General features: G+C 59.8%; 24 protein-coding genes. 12 read left to right on the top strand and 12 right to left on the bottom strand.

The features are described from left to right. Positions 1–126: 126 nt before the first annotated feature. Positions 127–1440: a VanW family protein gene (locus FNU79_RS01135; protein WP_143719079.1), complete on the top strand. Its 1314-nt coding sequence runs from the start codon at positions 127–129 to the stop codon at positions 1438–1440. Between the two features lie 61 nt (positions 1441–1501). Here the strand turns inward: FNU79_RS01135 and FNU79_RS01130 are convergent, their stop codons facing one another. The 6 genes from FNU79_RS01130 to FNU79_RS01105 all read right to left on the bottom strand — a co-directional run bounded on the left by FNU79_RS01130 (position 1502) and on the right by FNU79_RS01105 (position 7421). Beyond that, positions 1502–2347 (bottom strand): ParB/RepB/Spo0J family partition protein, encoded by an 846-nt coding sequence (locus FNU79_RS01130; protein WP_143719078.1) that lies wholly within the window; start codon positions 2345–2347, stop codon positions 1502–1504. Continuing rightward, positions 2331–3080 (bottom strand): ParA family protein, encoded by a 750-nt coding sequence (locus FNU79_RS01125; protein ID WP_143719077.1) that lies wholly within the window; start codon positions 3078–3080, stop codon positions 2331–2333. Before FNU79_RS01125 ends, FNU79_RS01130 begins: the two co-directional genes overlap by 17 nt. Before the next feature lie 13 nt (positions 3081–3093). After that, positions 3094–3858: a 16S rRNA (guanine(527)-N(7))-methyltransferase RsmG gene (gene rsmG, locus FNU79_RS01120; RefSeq protein WP_225429800.1), complete on the bottom strand. Its 765-nt coding sequence runs from the start codon at positions 3856–3858 to the stop codon at positions 3094–3096. A gap of 200 nt (positions 3859–4058) precedes the next feature. After that, positions 4059–5945 carry a tRNA uridine-5-carboxymethylaminomethyl(34) synthesis enzyme MnmG gene (mnmG, locus tag FNU79_RS01115; protein WP_143719076.1) on the bottom strand — a complete coding sequence of 629 codons (1887 nt, stop codon included), beginning with the start codon at positions 5943–5945 and terminating at the stop codon, positions 4059–4061. A gap of 91 nt (positions 5946–6036) precedes the next feature. After that, complete coding sequence (locus FNU79_RS01110; RefSeq protein WP_225429799.1) at positions 6037–6804, bottom strand: metallophosphoesterase; 768 nt, start codon at positions 6802–6804, stop codon at positions 6037–6039. Positions 6805–6812: 8 nt separating this feature from the next. Next, on the bottom strand, positions 6813–7421 hold the full coding sequence (locus FNU79_RS01105; RefSeq protein ID WP_143719075.1) for a single-stranded DNA-binding protein: 609 nt from the start codon (positions 7419–7421) through the stop codon (positions 6813–6815). A 175-nt stretch (positions 7422–7596) separates the two neighbouring features. On the opposite strand from FNU79_RS01105, the gene FNU79_RS01100 reads away from it, so the two are divergent. Genes FNU79_RS01100 through FNU79_RS01075 form a run of 6 tightly spaced genes read left to right on the top strand, consistent with a single transcriptional unit; the run spans position 7597 to position 12212 of the window. After that, complete coding sequence (locus FNU79_RS01100; RefSeq protein WP_143719074.1) at positions 7597–8508, top strand: ABC transporter ATP-binding protein; 912 nt, start codon at positions 7597–7599, stop codon at positions 8506–8508. Next, complete coding sequence (locus tag FNU79_RS01095) at positions 8505–9053, top strand: hypothetical protein (RefSeq protein ID WP_143719073.1); 549 nt, start codon at positions 8505–8507, stop codon at positions 9051–9053. Before FNU79_RS01100 ends, FNU79_RS01095 begins: the two co-directional genes overlap by 4 nt. Positions 9054–9092: 39 nt before the next feature. Next, positions 9093–9884: an ABC transporter permease gene (locus FNU79_RS01090; RefSeq protein ID WP_143719072.1), complete on the top strand. Its 792-nt coding sequence runs from the start codon at positions 9093–9095 to the stop codon at positions 9882–9884. Between the two features lie 9 nt (positions 9885–9893). After that, entirely contained in the window at positions 9894–11066 is a 1173-nt protein-coding gene (locus FNU79_RS01085) for a sensor histidine kinase (protein WP_143719071.1), read from the top strand. Beyond that, complete coding sequence (locus FNU79_RS01080; RefSeq protein WP_143719070.1) at positions 11063–11665, top strand: response regulator transcription factor; 603 nt, start codon at positions 11063–11065, stop codon at positions 11663–11665. Before FNU79_RS01085 ends, FNU79_RS01080 begins: the two co-directional genes overlap by 4 nt. Positions 11666–11705: 40 nt before the next feature. Beyond that, positions 11706–12212 carry a hypothetical protein gene (locus tag FNU79_RS01075; protein ID WP_143719069.1) on the top strand — a complete coding sequence of 169 codons (507 nt, stop codon included), beginning with the start codon at positions 11706–11708 and terminating at the stop codon, positions 12210–12212. Here FNU79_RS01075 and FNU79_RS01070 read toward each other — a convergent pair. From FNU79_RS01070 to mutY, 3 genes are all read right to left on the bottom strand, one after another. After that, a complete protein-coding gene (locus FNU79_RS01070; protein ID WP_143719068.1) occupies positions 12206–12514 on the bottom strand; it encodes an AbrB/MazE/SpoVT family DNA-binding domain-containing protein in 309 nt (102 codons plus the stop codon). The genes FNU79_RS01075 and FNU79_RS01070 overlap by 7 nt on opposite strands. A 94-nt stretch (positions 12515–12608) precedes the next feature. Next, positions 12609–13457: an isoprenyl transferase gene (locus FNU79_RS01065; protein ID WP_225429798.1), complete on the bottom strand. Its 849-nt coding sequence runs from the start codon at positions 13455–13457 to the stop codon at positions 12609–12611. A gap of 40 nt (positions 13458–13497) precedes the next feature. Further along, positions 13498–14523: an A/G-specific adenine glycosylase gene (gene mutY, locus FNU79_RS01060; RefSeq protein WP_143719067.1), complete on the bottom strand. Its 1026-nt coding sequence runs from the start codon at positions 14521–14523 to the stop codon at positions 13498–13500. 59 nt (positions 14524–14582) lie between these two features. Between mutY and FNU79_RS01055 the strand changes: the two genes are divergently transcribed. Both FNU79_RS01055 and dnaE read left to right on the top strand, forming a co-directional pair. Next, positions 14583–15251, top strand: a complete 669-nt coding sequence (locus FNU79_RS01055; RefSeq protein WP_225429797.1) for a DUF2270 domain-containing protein — start codon at positions 14583–14585, stop codon at positions 15249–15251. Between the two features lie 64 nt (positions 15252–15315). Then, complete coding sequence (gene dnaE, locus FNU79_RS01050) at positions 15316–19359, top strand: DNA polymerase III subunit alpha (protein WP_143719066.1); 4044 nt, start codon at positions 15316–15318, stop codon at positions 19357–19359. Between the two features lie 164 nt (positions 19360–19523). On the opposite strand, the gene vapC is transcribed toward dnaE, so the two are convergent. From vapC to FNU79_RS01035, 3 genes are read right to left on the bottom strand one after another with little or no spacing between them, the layout of a single operon-like run. Next, positions 19524–19934: a type II toxin-antitoxin system tRNA(fMet)-specific endonuclease VapC gene (gene vapC, locus FNU79_RS01045; RefSeq protein WP_225429796.1), complete on the bottom strand. Its 411-nt coding sequence runs from the start codon at positions 19932–19934 to the stop codon at positions 19524–19526. Next, a complete protein-coding gene (locus FNU79_RS01040) occupies positions 19931–20158 on the bottom strand; it encodes an antitoxin (RefSeq protein WP_143719065.1) in 228 nt (75 codons plus the stop codon). Before FNU79_RS01040 ends, vapC begins: the two co-directional genes overlap by 4 nt. A gap of 59 nt (positions 20159–20217) precedes the next feature. Next, positions 20218–21873: a ribonuclease J gene (locus tag FNU79_RS01035; RefSeq protein WP_143719064.1), complete on the bottom strand. Its 1656-nt coding sequence runs from the start codon at positions 21871–21873 to the stop codon at positions 20218–20220. Between the two features lie 364 nt (positions 21874–22237). Here FNU79_RS01035 and FNU79_RS01030 point away from each other — a divergent pair, with 364 nt between their 5' ends. The 3 genes from FNU79_RS01030 to FNU79_RS01020 all read left to right on the top strand — a co-directional run bounded on the left by FNU79_RS01030 (position 22238) and on the right by FNU79_RS01020 (position 25193). Continuing rightward, on the top strand, positions 22238–22903 hold the full coding sequence (locus FNU79_RS01030) for a response regulator transcription factor (RefSeq protein ID WP_124870377.1): 666 nt from the start codon (positions 22238–22240) through the stop codon (positions 22901–22903). A 283-nt stretch (positions 22904–23186) separates the two neighbouring features. Next, positions 23187–23642 carry a response regulator gene (locus FNU79_RS01025; protein WP_143719063.1) on the top strand — a complete coding sequence of 152 codons (456 nt, stop codon included), beginning with the start codon at positions 23187–23189 and terminating at the stop codon, positions 23640–23642. 30 nt (positions 23643–23672) lie between these two features. After that, positions 23673–25193, top strand: a complete 1521-nt coding sequence (locus FNU79_RS01020) for a potassium/proton antiporter (protein WP_143719062.1) — start codon at positions 23673–23675, stop codon at positions 25191–25193. Positions 25194–25215: the final 22 nt, after the last annotated feature.

Here is a 25215-nt window from a genome sequence, read left to right as displayed (position 1 = left end):
CCGAAGTCGGGGCAAGTGCTCCGGCTTTTTTATTGGTGTTCGGCTTTCTTGGCCGGGCTCTTGAGGCGATGGGGGCAAAAGCTGAGTGTCACGTTTCAACTTTCTCGGCATGGAATACTGGGCGGCATGTCGTTTTTGCCTGCTTCCTCCCGCTTGCTGCTCACGGCGGCGCTGCTGATTTCGCCGCTGGTCGCCAGCGCCCAAGAGATCGCGCCCATTCCTCTTCCCTCGCCTACTGCGGCCCCTGCGCCCACCGCACCGGAGCAGCCGCCAGTGGTTCCCTCCCCCGCTCCAGCGCCGCCTGCGTCCGTCCCTGCTCCGACTTCTCCAAAGCCCGCTCAACCTCAGCCCAACACCACCGACAGCCTGACTTTGCGCTTTGAAGCGAGCTTGCCCGCCGTCATTGCCGGTAGAAAGACCGCTATTCCCTACCGTGAAACTTTGGTGATTGCGCCGGAACGGCTGGTGCAACTCCGCGCCCAAGGCAAAGTGACGGTCAGCTTGGACGCCGACCTGACGGCCTTTTTTAAGAAGCTGACGGCCCCGCCTACCGGTGCCCGCTTTGAAGAACAGCCGGACGGCCAATGGATTATCGTCCAGCACAACGGCTTTGACCTCAACCAAGCCGCTGCCCGCAGCGCTGTAGCCGCCGCCCTCAAAGACGGCCAGACCACTTTTGTCAAACTGACGCCCAGCAGCAGCGCCGCTCCAAAACGAGCTTTAGATTACTTTGTTTCACGTGGAATCACCGCGTTTCTGGCTGGTGGGCAAACTGGCTATGACGGTTCCAGCCCGGCCCGCGTCACCAATATCCATGTCGGCACACAGGCCTTTCAGGACAAGCTGTTTGAGGGCAAGGTGTTTTCGTTCAACCAGATGCTCGGCCCTATCAGCGCCAAAGCCGGATTCGTGCCGGGCTTGGTGATCGCGGGTGAGCGCACCGCCTCGGGCATCGGCGGCGGCATCTGCCAAGTCAGCACCACCGTGTTTCGGGCGCTGTACGGCGCGGGCCTACCTATTGTAGAGCGGCGCAACCACAGCTATCAGGTGTACTACTACGACCCGCAGGGCCTAGACGCCACCATTTATCAGCCGACCCAAGATTTACGCTTTGCCAACGACACGGGCGGGTCACTTTGGTTTCAGTCCGATTGGGACGACACCCAGAAGTTGCTGGTGGTACGGGTGTTCGGCAAAGCGCGTGACTTTGACGTAAGGGTGCAGGAGCCGCGTATTTTGAGCACCACCCCTTCTCCCGCCGATAAAACTGTCTTTGATGCCAGCCTCAAAAAAGGCGAGCGTAAGCAGGTGGATTGGGCGGCAGAAGGCGCAGTCATCGAAGTTGACCGCTTGTTTATCAGGAACGGCCAGACTTTCAAACAGGACACCCTGAAAAGCAGTTACCGGCCTTGGCCGAACATTTTTGCCGTGGGCCGCTAAAGAGAGCCTCCAAAATCAAGCGGGCCACCTTTGACTGGGTGGCCCGCTTGGCTATTGACCTTTACTCTTCAGCGGCGTAGCCGAGAAGCTCAAGCAGGCGCTCCAGCTCGTCGCGTGAGCCGTAATTCAGTTCCAAGCGGCCTTTATCGTCGCCAGTGATTTTGACTTTGGTGCCGGTGCGGCGGCTGAGGCTCAACTCGACTTGCCGCCAAGGGCGGGGCAGGTTGACTTTGATTGGGCGACTCTCCCCTCCCCTGCCGCGTTCCTCACGCTTGAGGGCCTCCGCGCCGCGTACATTCAGGTGGCGGCTCAAAATTTCGCTTAAGGCCCACAGCCGATCTGCTTCCGGCATCGCCAGAACGGCGCGGGCGTGTCCAGCACTGATTTCACCGTTTTCCAGCGCCACCAGCGCTTCGGGAGGCAAACTCAGCAACCTGAGCGCGTTGGCCACGGTGCTTCGCCCCTTGCCGACCGCTTTGGCCACCCCTTCTTGGTTCAGCCCCTGATCCAGCAAAGTTTGATACGCCCGCGCTTCTTCCAGCGGCCCCAAATCTTCACGCTGCAAGTTCTCGACGATGGCAATTTCAAGCGCGTCGCGGTCGGCGAGGTCACGGATCATCACCGGCACTTCAGTCAGGCCGGCCAGTTGCGCGGCCCGCCAACGCCGCTCGCCCGCCACAATTTCAAAGTGCTCGCCGCGTGGGCGCACTAAGAGCGGCTGCAATACCCCTTTGTCACGGATGCTCTGCGCCAGTTCTGCCAGCGACTCCGGCACAAAGACTTGGCGCGGTTGATAAGCGGCCTGCACGATCTGATCGATCTTGAGGTTTTGAGAAGCGGACAACGTGTTGGCTGGACGGCTGAGCAGCGCGTCTAGGCCGCGTCCCAAGCTAGATTTTTTCGGCACGCTGCATCACCTCCTCGGCGAGGCGCTTGTAAGCGGCCGCGCCGCTCGACAGGGGTGCGAACTGATTGATCGCCTTGGAAAAACTTGGCGCTTCCGAGAGCCGGACATTGCGCGGCACCACGCTCCAGAACACCAATTCCCCGAAATGCGCTCTGACACTCTGCTCGACTTCCTGCGCCAAATTGGTGCGCCCGTCAAACATGGTGATCGCCACACCCAAAATTTTGAGCTTGGGATTGAGTGCTTCTTTGACCCGCTCCACCGTTTCGGTGAGGCCCGCCAAGCCCTCCAGCGCGTAATACTCAGCTTGCAGCGGAATCAGCAGCGCGTCCGCCGCCGCAAGCACGTTGATGGTCAGCGGCCCCAAACTCGGCGGAGCGTCAATGATTACCACCTCAAAACCCTCGATTTGGCCGAGCAAGTCGCGCAGAGCATACGGCTCGTCTACCAGCTCCACACCCGCTCCAGCCAAATCTGGCGTGGCGGGCAACACGCTGAGCCGCTCTTGGCTGGTCTCGGCGATCCACTCAACCACTCTAGACGGCTCGCTGAGAGCTTGGTACAGTCCTTCTTTCACGCCGCGCAGGCCCAGGCCGCTGCTGGCATTGCCCTGAGGATCCATATCCAGCAGCAGCACTTTGCGCCCACCTGCCGCCAAATACGCTGCCAAATTGATGGCCGTGGTGGTTTTGCCCACCCCGCCCTTTTGATTCACAATACCGATTGTTTTCATTCCTTGTTTACCGTCATGCTTCTTTGTCCTCGCTGCGCTTGATCTGCTCGTTGCCCCAGAATAACGGTTGTTTGCTGGGAATACCTTCACGCCTCGGATAGCGGCTGGGCGTGGCGCTGAGTTTACGCATGACCACCACACTGCGCTGATCTCGTGAGATAGGCAATTCAAAGTGTTTCACATGAAACAACTCTGCGCCCAGCTCAGCGGCGGCTTGCTGGCCCGCTGCGAGTTCCTCAGCACTGAGCTGGCCTTTTTGGGCGATGAGTAGGCCGCCGATTTGCAACAGCGGAAGCGCCAACTCGGCCAAAACTGGCAAGGCCGCCACCGCCCGCGCTACCACCCGCTGATACTGCTCGCGGTGCGCCAAATCGCGGCCCAGCAGCTCGGCGCGGCTGGCCAAAACTTCCACGTTGCTTAGCCCGAGGGACGCAGCGGTGCGGCTGACATACTCTATTTTTTTGCGGGTGGCATCCACGGCCAAAAACTGGATGCCAGGATTGACAATCGCCAGCGGTAACGTTGGAAAGCCGGCTCCCGTTCCCAAATCAAGGACATGACCCGCTCCACTCAGCCAGCCGCCGATATCGCAGCTCAGCGAGTCGACGAAATGTTTCAAAATGATATCTCGCTCGGTGGTTAGTGCCGTCAAATTGAGTTGTCGATTGCCCTCAATCAACGCGCTCTGGAGTTGAGCAAATGCCGGTAAATAAGGCTTCAAATCAAGCTGTAATTCAGCGCCAGCGTCCATCAGCAACAATTCGCCTTCCGGCGTCACGAAAGCCGCGCACGGGGAGCAATCAAGATTCGCATTAAATTCTTCATTTATTGACCTCTTCTGACTCGTAGCCGAACACCGGCCACTGCCCAGCTCTCAGTTTCACGTGAAACAAGGCCGCTGTCAAATTACCGCACGACTAATCCTCAACGTTTCACGTGAAACACAGCCAGAAAAAGCCAGAGCAGCGGCGAATCTATTTAGATTGTTTCACGTGAAACGCGCTCGCGCTGCTTGAGATGAATCAGCAAACTGGAAACATCTCCATGCCGCACGCCCGGCAATCTCGACGCCTGAGCCAGCGTTTGAGGCTGGCTGCGGCGCAGCTTTTCGCGGGCCTCATTGGAGAGCGCACAAACCACTGAAAAATCTACGCCGACGAGGCTCAGCTCACGGGCTCTGTCTTCCGCCAGGAGTCGCCGCTCGGTGCGCTGAATATAACCCGCGTATTTGACCCGAATTTCCAGCGCTTCACGTTCGGCGCTGCTCAGCGCAGGCAACTCGAAGCCGACCGCTTCCAGATCAGCCAAGCTCATCTCGGGACGGCGCAACCAAGCGTCTCCGGTCTGCCCCTGAATCCGCTGCTTACTGAGGGATTCAGCACCAGTGGTGATCTTCTGGTATTTCTGCTCGACTGCTCGGAGACGCTGCTCATCAATCAGTCCCAAGCGGTGGGCTTGTTCACTGATCCGCTCGTCGGCGTTGTCTTGGCGCAGGAGTAAACGGTGTTCCACACGGCTGGTCATCATCCGGTAGGGTTCATCACTGCCTTTGAACACCAGGTCGTCGAGCATCACGCCGATGTAACTTGTTTCACGGGAAACAATCGGCGCTTGTTGTGGGTCCTGCGCCAACCCAAGCGAGCGCCGAGCAGCCGCCGTACCAGCCACCAAGCCCTGAGCCGCCGCTTCCTCGTAACCGCTGGTGCCGTTGAGCTGGCCCGCCGTAAAAACGCCGGGCAGCAAGCGTGACTCGAGGTGCAGGGTCAGCTCGGTTGAGTCCACCACGTCGTATTCGACGGCGTAGGCGTAGCGGTGAATCACGGCCCGCCCGAATCCCGGCAAAGAGCGCACCAACACGTCTTGCAGGCGCGGCGGCAAGCTGCTCGAAAAGCCTTGCAAATACACTTCGCTGGTCTCCAGACCTTCGGGTTCGACAAACAGCAAGTGGCGGTCATGGTGGGCAAACCGCACCACTTTGTCTTCGATGCTGGGGCAGTAGCGCGGCCCTAAGCCTTCGATGTCGCCCGAGTACATAGGTGATTCGTGCAGGTTTTCCTGAATCAAGCGGTGGGTTTCGGGGGTGGTGTGGGTTTGCCAAGTGGGGGAGAGCGTGGCGTTGGGGCCAGACATACCCGTGAAGCCGCGAGGGTTGGGATCAGCGGGAACTTCCAGCAGCTCGCTGAAATTCACGGCGTCGGCCCGCACACGCGGCGGCGTTCCGGTTTTGTAGCGCTTGAGAACGTGTCCGGCGCGGGCCAGTGGGGCCGACAAGAAACGCGAAGGGGGCTCACCTTGCCGCCCCTCAGCGCGGGATTGCCGTCCGTACCAGGTCAGGCCGCGCAAAAAAGTGCCTGCCGCGATCACCACACTGCGGGCCGCCAAACGCCGACCATCGGTGGTAACGACTTGCCAGCCCTCAGCGTCCGCTTCGAGGTCAGCCGCCTCGCCGCGCACCACTTCCAGATTCGGCGTATTGAGCAAGTATTCTTGGGCGTACTCAGCGTAAGCGTCGCGCTCATTTTGAACCCGCAGCGACTGCACCGCTGGCCCCTTGCTGGCGTTCAGCACGCGGGTGTGGATAGCGGTGGCGTCGGCGAGGCGCGGCATCAAACCGCCGAGCGCTTCGATTTCAAAGACCATCTGGCTTTTGCCGGGGCCGCCTACTGCCGGATTGCACGGCATTCTGCCGATGGTGGCCGGGTTGCTGACCAACAAGGCCACCGGGCCGAATTTGGCCGCCGCCCACGCCGCTTCGATTCCGGCGTGGCCGCCACCGATCACGATGACGTTCCAGCGCGGCTTGGAGAGGTGAAGCGGTGGGGAGCTGCTGGCTGAAGGTGCTGATAGGGGAGGCCGGGCCGTCATCCGGCCAGTTTAGCGGGTGGGCCAGGGCAGAGGGGTGCCACACGTGACACTACATTTTGGTGGGAAGGGGTTGCCCCAAACCCTCCGGCTGTTAGAACGGCACGGCCCTGACGCTGATGACCGGATCATGCTGCGAGGAATCGATCATCAGTTCCAAGTATTCGCGGTTACCAAGGGCGTCGATCATGGCAAAGCGGGCCGCCTCGTCCAAATAAATACCATCTGGCATTTGGGTGTGCCCATACACACCGTAAGCCAAATCGGCCATCATGACGTATTCAGGCGTGTCGTGCCACCAATGCTTGGGCGCTTTGTCGGTGTAAAACAGATCGTCGTAGTAAGCAAAAGCCGGCAGCGGCCCGACGTGGGCAAACTGCACCCGGCCCACCCGCAACTCGCGCACGAAGCCGCTGAACCAGTGCCGTAGGTGGTCGGGCAACCTCACGCCGCCGCGCTCGGGGTCGAATTCGTTGTGGGTCAGGCCACCAGCCGTCTGCAAGAGGTAGCGGTGGTGCAGCACGCCGTCATCGTGGTTGCCCAGCACGCAGTGCACCGACCTCGGCGCAGCTTCTTGAAACATCCGCACCCGTTCAAGTTCGCGCACCTGTACCCGCGCCGCCGCGAACAGGTGGTCTTCATCGCGGGGATTGAACTCAGCCAGACCCGTCAGGCGGCTGTAGTCGGCGAGCGTTTTGGGATGCACCAAATCGCCGATTAGCACCACCTGGTACAGGCCCTGCTGGACAGGGGGAGTGGGCAAGCCTGCGGCGTCTACGCAGCTCGCCGCCCGCAAAGCCGCCCACAAGAGATCGTAATCGCCGTGAACATCACCGATGGCAATAAACTTCCTGAGCATCATCTTGGCCTCTACCGCCGCTGAAGCGCCTGAAGCTCTTTGTAGATGGCGCGGCTTTCCTCGACCGTTTCGCCGTAGCCGCGCATCAGCAGTTTGATCGCCTCACCGCCTTTGCCACCCTGACGAAGCTGCTCCATCAAGGTGTCGATATGGGCGCGGGCACTCTCCATTTGCGGATCTTTGGGAGTGCTGGGAAGCGGCGTGACGGGCCGGACAGTTTCAGTCTCAGCGCCAAAATCACCAGCGCCGAGTTCACTGGTATTGGCTCCCTCTTCAGGATCGTAGTCGACCCAAGGAGCCTCCAGCGCCGAGTAGACGCCGAAATAACGAAAAGCGTCGGCCAACGCCAGCTTTTTGGCGTCTTCCAAGCGCTGGGCGCTGCTCAGCCCCTCACGCACCGCGCCGCAGAGCGTGAGACGGGCGCGAACCACAAAGGGCGCGGCACTTTCGCAGGCCCACGTCAGGCTCCAAGCTGGATCGACCGCCGCCAGGTGAGCACTTAGGGTATCGAGGTCAGGCGCGGGCAGCACGCGGGCTTGGTTGCCCCGCACTTCACTGACGGCCCAGCCGCTCAGCGCGGCACGCAGAGCCAGTTGAACAACGGCGGACGAATCGGACATGCCAGCCAGTTTAGCGAGTTTGGGCAGGCCGCAACCCACTTGGCCAACATTGCTTAAATTTATGGTGGGCCAAAGGCAAAAAGGCAAACGCAAAACGCTACGAATGACACTTGTCACCCCACTTGCCTGACACCCCGCACTATGCCGCAGAACCGCCGAAGCTCAAGCTAACTGCATGAACGACATCGTCTGCTTCGAGCACCTGACCCAGCGCTTCGGCACGCTCACGGCCCTGTCCGATCTCAATCTGGAACTGAGAGCGGGCCAGCTCAGCGCCCTGCTCGGCCCCAACGGTGCGGGCAAGACCACCGCCATCGACTTGATGCTGGGCCTCAGCAGCCCCACGCAGGGCACGGTGCGCGTGATGGGCAGCGACCCGCGCAGCACCACGACCCGTGCAGGCGTCGGCGCGATGCTGCAAGACATCAACGTGCCCGCCGGACTGAGCGTGCGCGAGTTGGTGGCCCTCTACGCCGCGCTGTATCCGAGCCCGATGACCGTAGACAAAGCGCTGACCCTTTCCGGCCTAACCGAGCAGGCCAAGCAGCGGGTGAGTGGCTTGTCAGGCGGCCAAAAGCGGCGCTTGAGTTTTGCTTTGGCGGTGGTGGGCCAACCCAAGCTGTTGCTGCTGGACGAACCGACGGTGGGAATGGACGTTCAGAGTCGCAACGCCTTCTGGCAGGGCATTGCCGAGTTGCGAAGCGGCGGCTGCACGGTGCTGCTGACCACCCACCTCCTCGAAGAAGTCGACCGCGCCGCCGACCGCGTAATTTTGCTCAACAAAGGCAAGCTGGTGGCCGACGGCACACCCAGCAGCATCCGCGAGCGGGTGGGCGTCAGCAAAGTGCGCTTCAGCAGCCAGCTCGCGGACGAGCAACTCCGCGCCCTGCCGGGAGCCGACACCTTTACCTTTGCCGCCGAAGGCCGGGCCAGTTTCAGCAGCCGCACGCCGGAACTTCTGGTGCGTGCCGCGCTGGACGCCGACCCCGACTTGAAGCACCTTGAAGTCTCGCAGGCCAGTCTTGAAGACGCTTTCCTGAGCCTGACCAGCGACAGTTTGACAAGCCCAGGGGCGGTGAGCGCATGACCGCTGCCGTTCATCCGAGTGTTTGGCCGCTGCTGGGCGGAGGCTTGCTGGTCGTCTGGATGCTGATTCGGCGCTTCCGGTTCACGGTAGGCCCGCAGCTTTTAGACGCCCGTGGTCGCCGCCGTCTGCTGATTCGCTCGCTCATTTTGGGCGCGTTGCTGCTGGCCACTTTGATTGCGCCGCACACCCTGGCGAGCTACGGCGCGGGTGCAGCGGGCTTGCTGATCGGCGCGGGGCTGGCCTCCTGGTCGCTGCACCACACCCGCTTTGAACGTGACGCGGCAGGCGAGGCGGTGCGTTACGTCCCGAATGTCTGGATCGGCGCTGCCGTGTTCGGCTTATTTGTGGTGCGGCTGCTGTGGCGGGTGGTGCCGATTGCATTGAGCGGCCAGTTTTACAACTCGGCGGGCAACTCGTTCGACCCCGGCCAGTTCAACGCCAGCAGTTTTACCTCCGGCAGCCCGCTGACCTACGCCCTGTTTGCCGTGTTCGTCGCCTACCAGATGGCTTACGCCTTCGGAGTACTGCGCCAGACCAAAGCTTAAATCGCCGCTCATTCCCAGACCCACACAGGAGAACCCAGCATGACCACATCCACGGCCAGCACCGCCCGCCGCTCTTCTTCCAGCTTGCGCCCCTTCTTGGCTCTGGCCCGCAGCGAAGTCACCAGACTTCTGCGAAACCGCGCTTACCTCGTTCCGGCCTTGCTGCTCCCGATTCTCTTCTTTGCTTTGTGGGGACTGTCCAATGCCAGCGGCAAGCTCAGCGGCGTCAACGCAGGGGCGTACATGTTGGTGTCGTACGCCGCCTACGCGCTGATCAGCACCGCCCTGTTCGGCTTCGGTGTGGCCGTGGCCGCCGAGCGGGCCTCGGGGTGGTGGCGGCAGCTGCGGGTCGCTCCGGTGACGCCCGCCATGCTGTTTGGAGCCAAGATCAGCGCCGCGCTGGTGATGGGTCTCCTCAGTGTGACAGCGCTGCTGCTGTTTGCCGGAATTGTCGGCCACATCTGGCTGAGTCCGGGCGTGGTGGTGGGCGTGCTCTTAAGGCTGCTGCTGGGCATGATCCCGTTCGCGCTGCTGGGCCTAGCGCTGGGCTTTCTGGTCGGGCCGGACGCGGCGGGCGGCGTCGCCAACCTGATCTCGCTGCCGATGCTGTTTGCCTCCGGCATCTTCATTCCGCTGGAAGTGGCCCCCGACTTCATCAAGACCATTGCCCCGTATTTGCCCGCTTACCATTACGGCCAACTCGGCTGGGCAGCGCTTGGAGCCAAGCCCGCCGGTGCCGAGTGGATTCACTGGGCTTGGCTGATCGGCTACGGCGCAGTGTTCTTGCTGATCGCGCTGTGGGCTGCCGGGCGCAACGAAGTGCGGCGCTAAACTCAGCGTATGCCGTCCGAACGAAAACAGGAAAAATGGGGACGCTTCTGGCGTCTCTTTCCGCTGGTCTGGCTGGTGTATCTGTATTTTCCCATCTCGGGAGTGCTCAGCAGCAGTACGCCGGGAACCTTCAAGCTGCTCACGGTGCTGGGCGTGGGCGTGTTCGTCTGGTTGTGGACGCAGCTCTACAACCAGCGCGAGGCCCGCGTCCGGCATGTTCGGCACTCCGAGACGCACCAATTCTGGGTGCTGGCGGCCTACTTGTGGTGCTTGGTGATGTTCGCCGGACTCACGCTGCTGCCCGGCGTGCTCAGCGGCAACGGCTTCACTTTTCTGGTTTACGGAGCCGCCGTCGCCGGATTTCAGCGCAGCTTCCGGGTGGCGCTATGGGGGCTGATCGGCGTGGTGTTTGCCATGTTCGTGCCGGGCTGGTTAGGGGCGGCTCCGCTGGGCATATTTGACATCGTGCAGGTGCTGCTGCTCTCCAGTTTCGCCATGTACGGCAACCACGCCGGATTTCGTCAGGGCATTTCTCAGCAGCGCTTGGAAGAAGTGCAGCTGGAAAAAGAGAAGCTGGCCGCCGACGCCGAGCGCGAACGGATTGCCCGCGACCTCCACGATCTGCTGGGCCACACCCTCAGCGTGATCGTGCTCAAGAGCGAACTGGCCAGCAAGTTGGCCGAGAAAAATCCGGCGCGGGCCGCTCAGGAAATCCGCGAGGTGGAGCGCATCTCCCGCGAAGCGCTGAGCGAAGTCCGCGCCGCCGTGCAGGGCTACAAAGGCAGCGGCCTGAGCGCCGAACTGGCCCGCAGCAAAGTGGCTCTCGACGCGGCGGGCGTGCGGCTGATTCTGGAGCGGCCCCCGCTGGAACTGCCGCCCGCCACCGAAGCGGGCCTGAGCATGGTGCTGCGCGAAGCCGTGACCAACGTGGTCAGGCACGCCCGCGCCAAAACCTGCACCATCCGGATTGAAGAGCAGGAAAGCGCGTACTGGTTGGAAGTCACCGACGACGGAGTAGGCGGCGAGACCCCTGAGGGCAGCGGTTTGACTGGAATGCGCGAGCGGGTGCGGGCGCTGGGCGGCGAACTAAAGAGAGAAGGGGAGAGCGGCACGCGGCTGAGCGCCAAGTTTCCCATCCAGACCCCGAGTGCGCTGCCCAATTTGGGTAAAGTCAGGGCATGATTCGTATTCTGCTGGCTGAAGATCAGGCGCTGGTGCTGGGCGCACTCTCGGCCCTGTTGTCGCTGGAAGATGACATAGACGTGGTGGGCGGCGCGGCGAACGGTGAGCAAGCGCTAGAACTGGCCCTTTCACTCAAGCCGGACGTCCTCGTGACCGACATCGAAATGCCCCGGATGAGCGGGCTGGATTTGGCCGCTAAGGTGCGTGAGTCCCTGCCCAGTGCCCGCGTCATCATCGTGACCACCTTTGCCCGCAGCGGTTACCTGCGCCGCGCCCTGGATGTGGGGGCACGCGGCTACCTGCTCAAAGACGCGCCCGCCGCCGAACTTGCCGACGCCATTCGCCGGGTTCACGCGGGCGGACGGGCGATTGATCCCACGCTGGCCGAGGGAGCCTGGGAAGCCGAGTCGCCGCTGACCGAGCGCGAGCGCCAAGTCTTGGCCGCCGCCGAAAGTGGAGCCAGCACCGCCGCGATGGCCCAGATGCTCAAGCTCTCGGAAGGCACGGTCAGGAATTATCTGTCGGAAGCGATTGGCAAACTCGGCGCGGGGGGAAGGGTGGAAGCAGCGAAAGCGGCGCGGGAAAAGGGGTGGCTGTGAATGTGAAATGATATGATGTGCAAAAGCGTATCATTCAGCAATGCAACCAGGCGTCTACGATTTGAGGAGTCTGCTCAAGTCTTATGCAGCCTCACAGGACGAACAAGAATATCCAGAAATGAGAGAATATCATGCTCGTTTTTATGATGCTCTATGCAAAACTTTGGGTACTAGCGTAGTTGAGATAATCACAATTCCAAATCAGATCACTGTTGTAACTGATAAGGTCGACTCGCGTAAACAAATACTCTACAGGCATTTTAGGTCAACAGTCAGGTCTTATTTGGCCCTAACTACACCGTATTCAGGTTATCTGGAAGCGGGTCTTCTGCACAAGACAATTGAAGAATTGGGCGATCAAGGACAAAAGATTCAGGACATTGAGAAAATTCTGATGGAGCATGCCTCAGCCCTAACAAAATGCCATTTAGACTCTATGGAAGCTATGTTTACTGTTCTTTATGGTGTAATAGAGAGGCAGGTCACACGTGATGAGCTGCTCAGTTACGGCTTTGACCCGCAGCAACGCCCTGACATTGATTATTGACCGCTACGTTTGATAATCCTATTTTGTCCTGTTGCCGCTTGCAAATCGCGTCGCTCCTCCGGTGTGTGCCGCATTTCGCTAATGAGTTCCTCAGCACTGCCCTCAATCTTCAGAATGCCAATAAAAGCGCTCAGATCACGTGGCGTCCGCGCCGCAGGCTGCAACACCACTTCACCGCCCCGCAAACGCAGCGCCACTTTGTCACCCGCACTCAGATGAAGTTCGTCACGCAACACTTTGGGCAAGGTGAGTTGGCCCTCATCCGTCAAGGTGGCGTACAGCGTTTCATCTTTCAGACTCATGGCTAAGTTTAGTGGTCACATAACGCCGCGAAAGTCTCTTGATTGACACTGCCCAAATCTACTTCCCAAACCACCGTTTGCGGTCTTGCGGTGTTTACTTCCCAAATCGCCGTTTGCGATCCTGGAAGTCGCGCAAAGCACGCAAAAAGTCCACACGGCGGAAGCCCGGCCAGTAAACATCGCAAAAATAAAACTCGCTGTAGACGCTTTGCCACAGCATAAAACCCGACAGCCGAATCTCGCCGGAAGTGCGGATAATAAAATCGGGGTCGGGCACGCCTGTGGTGTACATCTGGGCGCTGAGGTGGTCAGGATGCAGCTCGGCGGCGACTTCGGCTACGCTGCGGCCCGCCGCGCTCTGGGTGTCCAAGTGCGCTTTGACGGCGTCCACGATCTCTTCGCGCCCGCCGTATCCCACCGCGATATTGAGCAGCATGCCGTCGTAGTGGCAGGTTTTTTCCTCCAACTCGCCGAGCGCCGCCGTCACCTCGGCGGGAAAGTCGTGGTGCTGCCCAATCGCCCGCACCCGCACCCTGTTGCCGTGAATGCGCTTGTCAATCGATAAATTGCGGGCTTCGCGCTCAAACAGCTTCATCAAGTGGGCCACTTCGGCGGGGTCACGCTTGACGTTGTCGGTGCTCAGCACCCAGATGGTCGCCACCGGGATACCGAGCTCCAAGCACCACTGCAACACCTCGTGGGCCTTGTCAATGCCAAATTCGTAGCCGAGTTCGCGCTGCATTCCGGCAACTTTGGCAAAACGGCGATTGCCGTCCAAAATCAGGCCGAGATGCTGCGGCAAACGGGCGTGTGCCTTGACTTGACGCTCGAGGTGCTGGGCGTACCACCAATACAGCGGCGTGGCGGCAGCGTCGCGCAGTTTCAGGGCGGTTTTGGCTCCGCTGCGAATGAGGCTGTTGCTGCTTTTACTGCGGGTACTCACAGGGTTATTCTACGCCCAGAATTTCCAGCGTGTGCATAGATTAAAGCAGCCGTACTTGCACCGCGCCTTGCGGGGGTAGCAGTCCCAAAGCCTTGTGATCTAAGCGCGAAAGGGGGCGCTGGGCGACTTGCTGGCGCTCTTGGCTGGCCTGCGCAGCGTAGACGTGCAGCGTGATCTGGCGGTGGGTCATGCTGTGGCTGACCGTGCCGAGAAGCTGCGGCGAGTGGGCCGAGAGGCGCTCCAGCAAGCGCGGCAAAGCGGTTTGGATGCTGCCTTCTTCTAACGGCAAGCCGTACAGACCGCCCAGCAGCGTGCCGCCGCGTTGTTCCAGATAAGCGCATTCGGCGTCACCGATCAGCAACGCCACCGCTTCCACCGCTTTGACTTTGGCGGCGGGCTTGGGCAGCGGATAGAGGTTCGGCGCACCGCTCTGGAAGGCGGCGCACTGGGCGGTCAACGGGCAAGCCGGGCAGTTGGGCGTCTTGGGAAGGCAGACCGTCGCGCCCAAATCCATCAGCGCTTCGTTCCAGTCGCCGGGCCGCTGGGAGTCGAGCAGCGTATCGGCTTGCTGCTGCACCCAAGCGGCAGTGGGCTGGGCTTCTGCGTGCAGGCGCGACAGCACCCGCCGAACGTTGCCGTCGTTGACCGCCCGCGCTTCGCCGTAAGCCAAGCTGCTGATGGCCGCTGCCGTGTACGGCCCCACCCCCGGCAAGGCCAGCCAGCCGACGTAGGTCGTGGGGATTCCCTCAGCCGCCATCCGCGCCGCCGCTTTGTGGAGGTTGCGGGCACGGGCGTAGTAGCCGCAGCCCTCCCAAGCTTTGAGTACAGCTTCCAGCGGCGCAGCGGCCAGCGCTTCCACGCTGGGAAACTGCTCGACGAAGTTCTCAAAATAGATTCGGCCCCGCACCACTTGGGTCTGCTGCAGCAAAATCTCACTGACCCAGACGCGGTAAGGATCGCGCTTCCCCGCCGCGTCAACCATTCGCCACGGCAAATCACGGGCCGAGCGATCAAACCAAGCCAGCAGCGCTGCCCGGAGCTTTTTAAGTTGTGCGGAGCCGTTCATAGCACGTGAGTGTAGACCGACTTCACTTTGCTTGCCGCGCTCTGGGTTACGCTGGGGATGTGCCCCGCGTCGCGCCCCCTTCCACCTCGCCACAGCCGCTGACGGCGGCGAGTTACAGCACCAATGAAGCCAACGCGCTGATTCACCTCTACCGCGCTGAGGTCGGCAAAATGACGGCTTACCGCCAGCGCCTCGACATGACCACCAACTGGTCGGTGGTGACAACGGCGGGCCTGGCGAGCTTCGCGCTGGGCGACGATAACAACAGCCACGTGGTGTTTTTGTTCGCCATGCTGATGAATTACTTTTTTTTGCACCTGGAAGCGCGGCGCTTCCGCACCTTCGAAATCAGCCACCACCGTACCCGAATTATGGAAAGGTTTTTTTATCCGGCGATGCTGGGCGACAAAGTGGATCCGAATTGGCACCAGCTTTTGCTCGGCGAACTGGCCAAGCCGCGCAGCCCGATGAACCGCTGGGACTCGCTGGGCTGGCGGCTGCGGCGCAATTATCTGTGGATTTACGTGGGTATTTTGATCGCTTGGATTGCCAAACTCGATACGGTTCGCAGCAAGCAGCAGATTTTTACCCCGATCTCTTTAATCGACGCCGCTCACATCGGCACCTTTCCGGGCTGGGGCGTGTGGGTTTTGGTGGGGGTGTTTTACGCTTATCTGCTGCGGCTGGCGGTCACGGCGGGCCGGGCCTACCCGCTCGAAGAAGGCTGAAGAGGGAAAGCGTCAATCCCCAGCCTGCACAGTGCTTCTTGTGCTGCCGGCCTAGACTGGATTCATGACCGCCACCGACCAATCTGTTTCCCATCTCCACTTGCCCGACGGCTCTTGCTGCGCTCCCAGCGCTGATAAAGTGCAGCGGTTTGCCCACCTGCACCAGCACACCCAATACAGCCTCCTCGACGGCGCGGCCAAGCTCAAGGACTTGCTGAAATGGGCCAAAGAAGTGACGCCCGAAGGGTGTGCGCCAGCGATGGCCATGACCGATCACGGCAATATGCACGGCGCGGTGCATTTTTACAACTACGCGCAGGCCGCCGAAGTCAAGCCGATTTTGGGTTACGAGGCCTACGTCGTGCCCGGACACGGTACACGGCGCGACAGAAAGCCCGGCATCAGCGGCGAGAAGGGCATCTTCCATTTGACGTTGCTGGCCCGCGACTTCGAGGGCTACCAAAACCTCTGCCGCCTGAGCAGCCGTGGCTATACCGAAGGGTATTACTATAAGCCGCGCATTGACCATGAACTGCTGACTGAACATCACAAGGGCATCATCGCTTTTTCAGGCTGCCTCGGCAGTGAAGTGCAGCAGCTCTTGATGCAAGGCCGCGAAGCCGAAGCCAAAGCAAGACTACTGTGGTATCAGGATTTGTTCGGCGAGAATTATTATATCGAAATTCAAGACCACGGCTTGCCTGAGCAAAAGAGAAATAATCCGATTCTGAAAGCCTGGGCTGACGAACTCGGCATCGGCATGGTGGCGACCAATGACGGCCACTATGTCAAGAAAACCGACGCCACCGCCCACGAAACGTTGCTCGCCATCCAAACCAAAGCGGTGATGGCCGATGAAAACCGGTTCAAGTTTCCTTGCGACGAGTTTTATGTCAAGTCGCTGGACGAAATGCAACTTGCTCTGCCGCCGTCGGTGTGGGGTGAGCAAGTCTTTGACAATGCCGCCAACGTTGCCGATTTGTGCAATGTGGATTTGCCCGTGGGCAAAAAACGGGTGTATCAGATGCCGGCCCTACCCATTCCCGAAGGCCGGACTATGGCCGAGGAATTGCGCGTCCAAACGTACGCTGGCAGTGTCAAACGCTACCCGCACCACGTCACCGAAGCGCTGCTGCGTGAGTACGCCACGCGGAGTCTGGCGGCGCTGGAAGTAGACGAGCGCGAGCGGGTGTTGTCGCGCACGGACAGCTGCGACGCAGCCACTTGCGACTTAGATACCCTGCTGACCCTGACCGCTTTCATGGGCAGCGAGTGGGAAGCGCGTGGGAAGGCAGCAGGCGAAAAGTACACGCCCTATCCGGCCCTCGAAGTCATGGAAAAGAACGCTGAATCTGGCCCAATCCCCGACTATGCCTGCTTGGATTGGCAGCGCTCCAAAGGGGAAGCCAGCGATACGGCCATTGAATTAGACCCCGGCAGCGAAGAAGAAACGACCTGCCGCGCCCATCATCAACACGCGCTCGTTTTGCTGCGCCGCGCCGAATACGAACTGAGTGTCATCAATAATATGGGCTTTCCCGATTATCTGCTGATCGTGGCCGATTACATCAACTGGGCCAAAGATCACGGGATCAGCGTGGGCCCGGGGCGTGGTTCGGGAGCTGGATCTATCGTCTGTTATGCTATTCGTATCACCAATCTCGATCCGCTTGAATTTGACTTGCTGTTTGAGCGCTTCCTTAATCCTGACCGCATCTCCATGCCTGATTTGGACATCGATTTCAACGACGCTCGCCGCATAGAAGTAATCGACTATGTTCAAAAGAAATACGGCGAAGACAAAGTCGCTCAGATTTCTACCTTCGGAACGATGGCTTCTAAGGCCTGTCTTAAAGACGTGGCCCGCGTGATGGGTCTCGAATACGCCAAAGTGGATAAAGTCAGTAAGTTGATTCCCATTAAATTCGGCAAGAGCTTTTCTTTAGAGCAGGCCCGCGACGCTGTACCCGATATTCAGCAACTGCTGGCCGAGGACAAGCAACTTTTAGAAGCCTACGAATTTGCCCAGCAACTCGAAGGTTTGACCCGTCACGCTTCAGTACACGCGGCGGGTGTGGTCATCGGCAAGGAAAAACTCACCGACTTGGTGCCGGTCATGCGTGACGCTTCCGGCATCGGCATGGTCTGTCAGTACGACATGAAAGCAGTGGAAGACATCGGTCTGATCAAGATGGACTTCCTCGGCCTGCGTACTTTGTCATTTTTAGATCAAGCCAAGCGGATTTTGCGTGAATCGCAGCCAGAATATAAGACACAAGATATAGATTTCGACACCATTCCTTTTGACGACGAAAAGACCTTTGAAATGCTCAGCCGGGGCGACACCAAAGGGGTCTTTCAATTGGAAGGCGCAGGCATTGCCGACGCTTCCCGCCGCCTCAAGCCGCGCCGCTTGGCCGACATCATCGCACTCTCGGCACTTTACCGGCCTGGCCCGATGGAAAATATTCCCACGTATGTTCGCCGCCATCACGGTTTAGAGACAGTGGACTATGTGCGCGACGGGTTTCCCAATTCGGCTCAGTGGTTAGAGAAGATTTTGTCGGAAACTTACGGTATTCCGGTTTATCAAGAGCAAATCATGCAGATCGCTTCAGAAGTGGCAGGATTCAGCTTGGGCGGCGCGGATTTGCTGCGCCGGGCGATGGGTAAGAAAGATACGGCGGAAATGGCCCGTCAGCGTCAGATTTTCGTCGAGGGTGCAGGCGGTAAAGGCGTACCCAAAGAAGAAGCCAATAAGCTGTTTGATTTGCTGGATTCGTTTGCGAACTACGGATTCAACAAAAGTCATAGTGCCGCTTATGGTGTGATTACATATCAAACCGCCTGGCTCAAAGCAAATTACCCGGTTGAATTTATGGCGGCCCTTCTAACTGTTGAGAGGCGTGATTCGGACAAAGTGGCCGAGTACGCCAGCGACGCCCGCAAAATGGGTGTGGAAGTCTTGCCACCCGATATCAACCAATCGGGCGCGGACTTCAGAGTTCACGGCACGCAGATCTACTTCGGCCTCTACGCTCTCAAAGGACTGGGTGAAGCCGCCGTGGTCAAGATTCTGGACGAGCGTGAACGGGCGGGGGTGTACAAATCGTTCGCCGATTTCTGCTCACGCATCGACAACAAAACCTGCAACCGCAAGGGCCTGGAAAGCCTGATCAAATCGGGGGCCTTCGACGCCTTCGGGGAGCGCAAGCAGCTCTTGGAAAGCTTAGAAGACGCTCTGGCTTGGGCACAGGGCGCGGCGAATATGCTCAATTCGGGAATGGACGCGCTGTTTGGGATGGCGGAGACGGCCCCCGAACCCAAGCTGCGCGAGGGCGTGCCGCCGCTGGGCGAGTTGGAGAAGCTCAGCTTGGAAAAAGACGCGCTGGGCCTCTATATTTCCGGCCACCCGCTGGAGCAGTACGAGGGACTGCGTGAGGCGGCCACCGTCCGGATTGCCGTGCTGGAGGACTGGTTCATGGCCCAAATCCAAAAGCAACCGCAGAAGGCCAGCGCCAATGGGCGTGGCCCCCGCGTTAAGGCGGTCCTGGCGGGCATGATCGAGAACGTGGTCAAGAAGCCCACCAAATCCGGCGGGATGATGGCCCGTTTCAACCTCGCCGACGAGAGCGCCACCATCGAACTGGTCGGATTCAGCCGCGCTTACGACCGGATTCAGGACAAACTGGTGAACGACACGCCCGCCCTGGTCATCGTAGAAATTGAGAGCGAGGAGGGCGGCCTGCGCGTGGTGGCCGAGGAAGTCGTGACCGCCGAGCAACTGATCGACGTGCCCAAAGTCATGTACGTGGACATTGATCTGGAGCAGACCAGTCCCGACGCACTCAGCGAGTTTCAGAGTGTGCTGGACGAACACGCCGGGAGTATGCCGACCTTCCTGCGGATGGAGGGCGGCGAGGAATTCGTGGTGTATCAGCTCGAGCGGCCTGTGGGCAGCAGCGACGCCATTCGGGCACTGAACACGACCTTCGCCTGGAGCAAGTCGTATCTGGCCTACGATCAGGCCACCATTCTCAGCCGCTTCGCGCCCAAGCCGCCCGCATGGGCGAGTAGGCAGGGGGGAGGGAAGGGTTTTCAGGCGTGAATACATTGGACTTGGATTTCCCTCTCGCCCTCTGGTTTTACGAAGAATTCATAGCCAAGCCGCATCGTCAGAAGCGCCATCTGCGGCGGGCCTATGGCTTCAGCGAGGGCCGCCCCGGTTCGTCCGAGGACTGGGAACTGTTCGCGGCTATTTTGCTCAAGCCCTCACTCAGCCCAGTCCTCCACTTTCAGCTCCTCAATCCGTCCAAACTCGCCCACGTTATTTGTCACCAACACAGCTTCCAGCGCTAGCGCGTGCCCAGCGATCAGCAAATCATAAGGGCCGATAAGCTGGCCTATTTTTTTGAGGGCTGTTCGGTGAATGGCTGCTTGCTTGGCGGCATTCTCTTCAAAGGGCAAGACACTCAAGCCCGCCGCGAACGCCCGCAACCGTTCGCCATTTTCCTGCGGCTTGGCGCTGTTATAAACCCCAAATTGCAATTCGTGGAGCGTAATGCTAGAAACAGCAAGTCGGTGGCCCGCTCTGGTGGCGGCTTCCATGCGTTCCCGTACCCGCAAAGGCCGCGAGTTCATGATGAAGATGCAGATATTAGTGTCCAGCAAAAACAGCGTCACAGGATAGCTTCGCGTTCTTGCATCGGCGGTTGCTCACGCTCAATTGGCCCTTCAATGGCTGCTAATGCGTCAAACAGAGTCGCTCCGTTTTGCTGGGCAATCGGCGTAATTACCAACGTCTCACCCCGCCGAGTGATTTCCACCTCACCATAAGGCAAGGCCAGCTCCTGTGGAATGCGAACCGCCTGACTGTTTCCACTTTTAAAGACCTTGCTGCGCGTCATGAAAGAAGTCTAGCACGATGTATATACTGTTTATACACCGTGCCAGTTACTCTTTATTCCTAATCCACCAGAAGCGGAATCAGCACCGGATTGCGGCCCGTCACCTTGCGAACAAACCGCCGAACGGCTCCGTACATGTCGTCGCGGATGTCTTCCAGGCGCTTCTTGTCGCGGGTGCCCTGCTCCACCGCTTCCAAAGCCACTTTGCGAATCTGGTTTTCGAGTTCGCGGTTGCTGCGAATAAAGCCGCGTGACACGAGTTCGATATGCGGCGTCGGGTGCAGCACTGCCGTGATAATCAGCACCCCTTCCTGGCTCATGCTCATGCGGTCCATGATGATGTCGTCGCCGATATCGCCCACGCCGAGGCCGTCCACGTACACCGCGCCCGCCGGAACCGTACCGACCACCTTAAAGTCGTCGGGGGTCAGGCGCACGATGTCGCCGTTCTTGGCCACCAAGGTGCGTTGCGGCGGGCGGGTGGCTGTTTGAGCAAGGCGGGCGTGGTTGATCTGGTGACGCGGCTCACCGTGCCAGGGCAGGAAGTATTTGGGCCGGGCCAGATTCAGGATGTGAAGCTGCTCCTCGCGGCTGCCGTGCCCCGAAGCGTGAACCTTCTGGTTGGGCGGATACAGCACGTCCACGCCAATTTCGTAAAGCCGGTTGATGACGGTGTTGACCGCTTCTTCATTGCCGGGAATCGGGCTGCTCGACAAGATCACCGTGTCGCCGCGCTTAAGGGCGATCTTGGCGTGGTTGCCAAAGGCCAGGCGCGAGAGGACGCTCATCGGCTGGCCCTGCGACCCGGTGCAGATGTACAGCACCTGCGAGTCCTGCATGCTGCCGACTTCGTCGCTGGTCACGAGGGGGTCTTTGAACTCCATATAGCCGAGCTGCTGCGAAACTTGGGCGTACTTGAGCATACTGCGCCCTTCCATCACCACTCGGCGGCCCAGCTTCTCGGAGCTTTTGATGATGTTCTGAACGCGGTGCGTCTGCGAGGCGAAGGTGGTGATAAAGACCCGCCCCCGCGCCGCCTTGATGAGCTCTTCCATGTTCTCGGCCACTTCGGCTTCGCTGATCGACCAGCCGGGCCGCTCGGCGTTGGTGCTGTCACTGATCAGCAGCAGCACACCCTCGTCACCGGCCTTCTCGATGCGGTCGAGCTGGCTGAGTTTGCCGTCCGTCGGGGTGCGGTCAATCTTGAAATCGCCGGTATGCACCACTTTGCCCACCGGAGTGGTCAGCACGTAGCCCATGTTGTCAGGAATCGAGTGGGTAATCCGGAAAAAGTCCACCACGAAGTGCTGCCCGATTTTGACTTGAGCGTCGATTTCCACTTCGCGCAGGTCAGTGTCGGCTTCCTTGATCCCGAACTCGCTGAGCTTCTCGCGCAGCAGGCCCAAAGTCAGTGCCGCGCTGTACATCGGCACACGCGGCAGCCGGGGCATGATGTAAGGCAGCGAGCCGATGTGATCTTCGTGGCCGTGCGTCAAAATCCAGCCTTTGATCAGAGCGGCGTTTTCTTGCAGGTAATCGATTTTGGGAATAATCAAATCGATGCCGAGTTGGTGCGCTTCGGGAAAGGCGAGGCCGCCATCGACGACCAGAATTTCGTCGCCGTAGCGGTAAGCGAACATGTTCTTGCCGATTTCGCCCATGCCGCCGAGCGGGATGACTTCCAGGGCGTCGTGGGAAGTGGGTTGTGGATTCATGGGTATTCCTTGTCTCCGGCAAAACAGCCGGGGTGCTGAAGAGGACGGGAATTTAGGCTTTGCTCTTTGGCAATCGGCCGCCGAGCGTGGGCCATAAAAAAGAGGGACATCAAAAGAAAGGCAATCAAGCGTTCGGCGAGCAAAATGGGGTGCAGCAAATTTTTGCCGTCAAAGCCGTGAAAGGCGTCCGTAAACGCAGTGCAAACAGATTAACACGAATGCCGCCGCGCAACCGGAAGTTTCCTTGCCAACCCCCCAGTCCCTGTGCTGAGACCACGACAGCGCCTATGACCAGACTAAAAAAGTGCTCACTCCAAGTGAGAAGGTTTAAGGAAAACCAATCTTTTCGAGTACAATGTAGGGCGTGACCCGCCAACGCATACTTGTGATCGAGGACGATCTCGATATCGCCAACGTCTTACGCCTTGATCTCTCTGACGCAGGCTTTGACGTTGACCACGCCGACACGGCTATGACCGGCCTCATCAAAGCGCGTGAAGACCAGCCCGAACTGATTTTGCTCGATCTCGGCCTCCCGGATTTTGACGGCGGCGACGTGGTGCAGCGGCTGCGTAAAAACAGCACTGTCCCGGTGATCGTGCTGACCGCCCGCGACACCGTCGAGGAGCGGGTGAGGCTGCTGGGCCTCGGCGCAGACGATTACGTCATCAAGCCCTTTCACCCCGACGAGCTGCTGGCCCGCATCAAAGTTCAACTGCGCCAGCGCGGCTCGGAAAGCCTGACGCTGGGCGACCTCGAGCTCGATCCGCAAAAGCGTTTGGTGCGCTACAAAGGTGAAGAGTTGCGGCTCTCGCCCAAAGAGTTCGATATCTTGGCGCTGCTGATTCGCCAGCCCGGACGGGTCTACTCGCGCCAGGAAATCGGCCAAGACATCTGGCAAGGCCGCTTGCCCGACGGCAGCAACGTGGTGGACGTTCACATGGCCAATCTGCGGGCCAAACTGCGCGACCTCGACGGCTACGGCCTGCTCAGAACCGTGCGCGGCGTGGGCTACGCTCTGCGGAGCTAAGTACAACAACGTTTATCTTTAAGTAAACCGGGCGAAGCGGGCAGGCCAGAGAGGTGCGGCCAAGCGTCGTCATCGGCGCTGCTCTGGTTAAGAAGCCGTTCTACCCAAGAAGCAGAATCCCGAAACGGCAGTCTAGCTGTACCTAGTCATCGCGTCAGCTGACTGGCCTTCATATTTAGACGGAACTGACAATCTCCTCATAGAACAGCCGTTATCTTGAGCAAATGTTGAGTCCCGCTGCAATCACTGCGCCTGCTCCTGCCGAGCGAGGGGGGAAGAAGTAATGGAAACGGCGAAGCGGGGTGAGGCGCTGCATGTCCTTCTGATCGAAGACAACGAAGCCGATGTGGGCCTGATCTGGGCAGCTTTGGAAGAGCTGCAAGCTGTAGATTCGGCGGCTGGCTCCGTATGCTTGTACGTGGCCAGAGACGGCAAAGAAGCCAGGGAGCTGCTGCTGAGCGAAGCCCGCATCGGCCTAGTGCTGCTCGACCACCGCTTGCCCGGCGAGGACGGCTTGCAGTGGCTCGAAGCCATTAAAAATCACAGCGACCTCGCCCTGCGCCGCTTGCCGGTGGTGATGCTCAGCGGCAACGACACCGAAGAGCAAATTCGCCGCGCCTACCACGCCTACGCCAGCGCTTACCTGATCAAGCCCGCCGATCCCGACGGCCTGCGCCAGATGGTCGGCTCGCTGGTGGCCTTTTGGGGTCAGGTTGCCCGGTTGCCCAACCGCCTTTAAGATGACGAGCTTTAAGCGACAGCAGACAGCGTGAGCGGCGGCTTTTACATTTTGATCGCCGGAGCGCTGCTGCTGGCCAGCATCGTGGGCAGCAAAGCTTCGGGGCGGCTGGGCGTGCCGGGTTTGCTGCTGTTTTTAGGCGTGGGGATGCTGTCGGGCAGTGACGGCCCCGGCGGCATCGAATTCAGCAATTACTTGTTCGCGCAGTGGGCCGGAACAGTGGCGCTGTGCTTTATTTTGTTTCAGGGTGGTTTGAGTACCGAGTGGTCGCTGGTGCGGCCCGTTCTCAAAAAGAGCTTGTCGCTGGCAACCCTCGGCGTGCTGTCCAGCACCGGCTTGATGGGCGCGTTTGCCCACTTCGTGTTTGGAATACCCTGGCTCACCGCCCTGCTGCTGGGCGCAGTGGTCAGCTCCACCGATGCCAGCGCCGTGTTTACGGTGCTCAAGGAGCGGCGGCTGGGACTGCGCGGCGAAATTACCCCGCTCCTCGAACTCGAATCCGGCGGCAACGACCCGATGGCCGTCTTTTTGACGCTGGGCCTGATTACCCTGATCCAAAAACCTGAGCTGAGCGCTTTTTCCATCGTGCCGAGCTTTTTTCAAGAAATGCTGTTGGGGGCGCTGTTCGGCTACGTGCTGGGGCGGGTGAGCTTGTGGGCCATCAACAAACTCAACTTGCAATTCGAGGGCCTGTATTCGGTGATGGTGATTGCGCTGGCGTTGATGATTTTCGGCGCGGCGGCCAGCGTTCACGGCAGCGGCTTTTTGGCGGTGTATATCGCCGGATTGGTGCTGGGCAACGCCGACTTTATTCACAAGCGCAGCGTCCTCGATTTTCTCGACGGCGTGTCGTGGCTGATGCAAATTGCCATGTTCTTGATGCTGGGGCTGCTGGTCAATCCGCACGAACTGCTGCCCACCGCTGGGCTGGCGCTGGCCTGCTCGCTGTTTTTGGTGTTCGTGGCGAGGCCCGCCAGCGTGTACCTGAGTTTAGCCACTTCCAAAATGCCCAAGCGCGACAAAAGTATGGTGGCGTGGGTGGGCCTGCGCGGCGCGGTGCCGATTGTGCTGGCGACCTTCCCGCTGCTCTCAGGTGTTCCCGGCGCAAAAATCCTGTTTAACGTGGTCTTTTTTATTGTGCTGACCAGTGTGCTGTTGCAGGGCACCACCCTCACGGCGGTGGCCCGGCTCCTCAAAGTGCGCGAGGCGATTCCTGAGCGCCCGGTGTACCCGATTGCTTACCGGCCCACCGGCACAGGCCGGAACGACATGACTGAAGTGGACGTCAAGGTGGGCAGCGAGGCCGACGGCAAGCGGATTATGGATTTGAAATTGCCACCCGGTGCGCTGGTGATTTTGGTGCACCGGGGCGGCGAATTTTTGGTTCCCAAAGGAGCCACCACCCTTCAGGCCGGAGACAGCGTGTTGGTGCTGGCGATTGGTGAAGACTTACGGGCGGTGCAGGCCAAGCTGGGCGCGGAGACTTTGGTGAGCGCCAGTCGCATCCAGACCCTAGAGCTTCCGTCCCTGAGCAAAGAGGGCAAAGCTTGAAGGGCCCGTTCTTGGGAAAGGC

Source organism: Deinococcus detaillensis, assembly GCF_007280555.1.
Lineage (GTDB): Bacteria > Deinococcota > Deinococci > Deinococcales > Deinococcaceae > Deinococcus > Deinococcus detaillensis.
This window is presented reverse-complemented; position numbering and strand designations above follow the sequence as displayed.

Excerpts from the sequence above, each read along its gene's own strand:
- FNU79_RS01135 (WP_143719079.1), top strand. The coding sequence starts at position 127 with ATGTCGTTTTTGCCTGCTTCCTCCCGCTTGCTGCTCACGGCGGCGCTG.
- FNU79_RS01125 (WP_143719077.1), bottom strand. The coding sequence starts at position 3,080 with ATGAAAACAATCGGTATTGTGAATCAAAAGGGCGGGGTGGGCAAAACC.
- mnmG (WP_143719076.1), bottom strand. The coding sequence starts at position 5,945 with ATGACGGCCCGGCCTCCCCTATCAGCACCTTCAGCCAGCAGCTCCCCA.
- FNU79_RS01110 (WP_225429799.1), bottom strand. The coding sequence starts at position 6,804 with ATGATGCTCAGGAAGTTTATTGCCATCGGTGATGTTCACGGCGATTAC.
- FNU79_RS01105 (WP_143719075.1), bottom strand. The coding sequence starts at position 7,421 with ATGTCCGATTCGTCCGCCGTTGTTCAACTGGCTCTGCGTGCCGCGCTG.
- FNU79_RS01100 (WP_143719074.1), top strand. The coding sequence starts at position 7,597 with ATGAACGACATCGTCTGCTTCGAGCACCTGACCCAGCGCTTCGGCACG.
- FNU79_RS01095 (WP_143719073.1), top strand. The coding sequence starts at position 8,505 with ATGACCGCTGCCGTTCATCCGAGTGTTTGGCCGCTGCTGGGCGGAGGC.
- FNU79_RS01090 (WP_143719072.1), top strand. The coding sequence starts at position 9,093 with ATGACCACATCCACGGCCAGCACCGCCCGCCGCTCTTCTTCCAGCTTG.
- FNU79_RS01085 (WP_143719071.1), top strand. The coding sequence starts at position 9,894 with ATGCCGTCCGAACGAAAACAGGAAAAATGGGGACGCTTCTGGCGTCTC.
- FNU79_RS01080 (WP_143719070.1), top strand. The coding sequence starts at position 11,063 with ATGATTCGTATTCTGCTGGCTGAAGATCAGGCGCTGGTGCTGGGCGCA.
- FNU79_RS01075 (WP_143719069.1), top strand. The coding sequence starts at position 11,706 with ATGCAACCAGGCGTCTACGATTTGAGGAGTCTGCTCAAGTCTTATGCA.
- FNU79_RS01070 (WP_143719068.1), bottom strand. The coding sequence starts at position 12,514 with ATGAGTCTGAAAGATGAAACGCTGTACGCCACCTTGACGGATGAGGGC.
- mutY (WP_143719067.1), bottom strand. The coding sequence starts at position 14,523 with ATGAACGGCTCCGCACAACTTAAAAAGCTCCGGGCAGCGCTGCTGGCT.
- dnaE (WP_143719066.1), top strand. The coding sequence starts at position 15,316 with ATGACCGCCACCGACCAATCTGTTTCCCATCTCCACTTGCCCGACGGC.
- FNU79_RS01040 (WP_143719065.1), bottom strand. The coding sequence starts at position 20,158 with ATGACGCGCAGCAAGGTCTTTAAAAGTGGAAACAGTCAGGCGGTTCGC.
- FNU79_RS01035 (WP_143719064.1), bottom strand. The coding sequence starts at position 21,873 with ATGAATCCACAACCCACTTCCCACGACGCCCTGGAAGTCATCCCGCTC.
- FNU79_RS01025 (WP_143719063.1), top strand. The coding sequence starts at position 23,187 with ATGGAAACGGCGAAGCGGGGTGAGGCGCTGCATGTCCTTCTGATCGAA.